Origin of the sequence: Vibrio sp. V42_P2S4T144 (assembly GCF_009904715.1) — a bacterium.
Taxonomy (GTDB): domain Bacteria; phylum Pseudomonadota; class Gammaproteobacteria; order Enterobacterales; family Vibrionaceae; genus Vibrio; species Vibrio alginolyticus.
This window is the reverse complement of record NZ_WXWS01000228.1, coordinates 1-2,438: the sequence shown is the minus strand read 5'-3', so window position 1 is coordinate 2,438 and position 2,438 is coordinate 1. Positions and strand designations below refer to the sequence as shown.

The window sequence follows — 2,438 nt, the reverse complement described above, 5'->3', positions numbered from 1 at the left end:
ATTCCAAAGCTTCGAGTACTGGTTTGTTGGTATCTCCAGATTGCAGATGCTGTGACAAGATCAATAAGTTTGGAGTATTGGTTTGCAAGCAGCTAAGTAGCTTCGAACCATCGCATAGGTTGGCCTCGTTAAACGCCAGCTCTTGTGAAACATTGTCTTTCAGCCAATTCCGAGTCGCTTGCTCATCCGGAAAGTAATAAGACTGATCCATTTGCGCGATGACGACGTTTGAAGTAACTCCACCCGACAACCAAGTGACCAGGTTACTTAACCATTGCGTCATCGCCGCGTTGGAAGAGTCGGGAAAACGTTGTGCCGTTCTAAATGGGTTACTACCTAATAGTGCGTAACGTTGACCATTAGACTTTTCCCCGGCAACGCCAATTGACAGAGCTTGATCTTTGTAACCGCTTGCCATGGCCTTATTGGTCATCAAGATGGTGTCGTTGAAGCCATACTGAGGTGCCAAGATCGCGGCATCATGGGTTGGATCCCAATAAAGACCTGAAAGGCTTTTCGCAATTGCAGATTTGATCGTATTCGACTGCATCTTGTGAGCTTGCACAACTTGATGACTTTTACGAATGAAATCGCTCGGGTCAGAAACGAGCAGTGCATTACCAGTTTCCAGAGCTTGTTGAACTGGAGCTGGCGTTGGTTTTACTTGAGCATTAGGTTGTGATTCTCCCTCTCCCCCACCACATCCTGTGGCTAAGGCGGCAATGCCCAACGATAGAATTGTTTTTTTCATTTTTACTTACTAAACAATGAGTTTACCGAATGTTAATGTAAGTTAATGAATAATAAGAAAGAGTCTTTTATATCGGCTGGAAAAATAGGAATGAAGATAACAAAATTATCAAAAGCAATAGCACCCATTCCGGTGCTATTGCCTCTATTGATAATTAGCTTAAAGGACGTAGATAAGCTAAGAAACGCCTCTCTGCCACTTTGAAACACCACAAAATCATAAACGTCAGTGCCATGTAGAACAGCCCCGCCGTCAGGAAAGACTCAAATGGTGCATAGTAGCGCGAGTTAACTAGACGCGCAGCACCAGTTAAATCCATGATGGTAACGATGCCCGCGACTGCACTTCCGTGCAGCATAAATATGACCTCGTTGGAATAAGCTGGTAATGCTCGACGCAATGCACTCGGCAAGATAATACGTCTGTATGTCATAAACTTACTCATGCCATAGGCTTTCGCAGCTTCCACCTCACCTTTCGGCAAACCATTAATCGCACCACGAATAATTTCTGCGGTGTAAGCCGATGTATTCAGAATAAAAGCGACCAAAGCACAGAACCAAGCGTTCTCCCACAAGGTATCTTTCACAGGGAAAAACTGATCCATGCCGTAGTAAATCAAATACAGCTGAACCAATAGCGGCGTTCCACGGAAAAAGTAAATGAATCCCCAAGAAGGTAAGCTTAGAGCGTAATTGGTACTATTGCGTGCCACGGCTAATGGGATAGAGACACACAAGCCAATAACCAACGCTAATCCCACTAACCAAACTGTTGTCCAAAGTCCCTGAAGATAAGTTGGAAAGCTTTCAATAATCAAAGAAAAGTCCATAACTTACCTCGCATGAATACTGAACTTACGCTCAACAAGCTTGAGTAGCCCGGTCGAAACGCTGGTAAAAAATAGAAAGATGAGCGCGACAGCCATGTAAAAGGTGAACGGCATTTTCGTTGTACCTGCTGCCAATGAGCTCATTCTCACCATGTCATCCAGACCAATAATGGAAACTAACGCTGTGGTCTTAAGTAACACTAACCAGTTATTACCAAATCCAGGTAATGCATGACGAATCATCTGAGGAAGTAAGATTCTTCTAAACGATAAAGCAGAACTCATCCCATAAGCTTTCGCCGCTTCTAATTCACCCTTGTCCACCGCCATGATCGCTCCACGAAAAGTCTCCGCCATGTAGGCGCCAAAGATAAAACCAATCGTGAGTACACCAGCTATAAATGGGCTGACATCAATATAATCAGGTAAGTAAGACGTCCATTCATGGTTTGGATCACTCGAGGCAAACCACTCGTTGAGCGTTTCGTTGATGGAGTAAAGGCTGTTATTTAAAAGTATTTGTCCACCAAAGAAAATTAGCATCATCAGAACCAAATCTGGAATGCCGCGAATGACGGTGGTGTAAAGAGTGGCAATCGCCCTTGCCCATTTGTAAGGTGCTAACTTAGCTAATGCGCCAAGCATGCCTAAGACCATGGCGAGAATGAGTGAAAGCACTGCAACTTCTATTGTTACTAAAGCTCCTTTCAAAATCGAAGCTTCGTATCCTTGTAAATCTAGCATAGGTGAGTTCCTAATCCCTAAACTCAAAAAATCGACCGTTGACTACTTCTAGGAACAAGCCAACGGTCGCTTAATTACGGTTTATTCACCGTACACATCGTAGTTAAAGTA

At 43.8% G+C, this 2,438-nt stretch carries 2 protein-coding genes and 1 pseudogene; all 3 read right to left on the bottom strand.

From position 1 onward, the window contains the following. A pseudogene (locus tag CAG68_RS08085) lies at positions 1 to 751 on the bottom strand (ImpA family metalloprotease); the annotation flags it as partial. A gap of 154 nt (positions 752 to 905) precedes the next feature. Beyond that, the gene (locus CAG68_RS08080; RefSeq protein ID WP_053303243.1) at positions 906 to 1,583 is read right to left on the bottom strand and encodes an ABC transporter permease; all 678 of its coding nucleotides are present in this window, start codon (positions 1,581 to 1,583) and stop codon (positions 906 to 908) included. 3 nt (positions 1,584 to 1,586) lie between these two features. Next, entirely contained in the window at positions 1,587 to 2,327 is a 741-nt protein-coding gene (locus CAG68_RS08075) for an ABC transporter permease (RefSeq protein ID WP_005378436.1), read from the bottom strand. Between the last annotated feature and the right edge of the window lie 111 nt (positions 2,328 to 2,438).

Bases quoted from the DNA above. Each gene is read 5' to 3' on its own strand.
- CAG68_RS08080 (WP_053303243.1), bottom strand. From the start codon at position 1,583: ATGGACTTTTCTTTGATTATTGAAAGCTTTCCAACTTATCTTCAGGGA.
- CAG68_RS08075 (WP_005378436.1), bottom strand. From the start codon at position 2,327: ATGCTAGATTTACAAGGATACGAAGCTTCGATTTTGAAAGGAGCTTTA.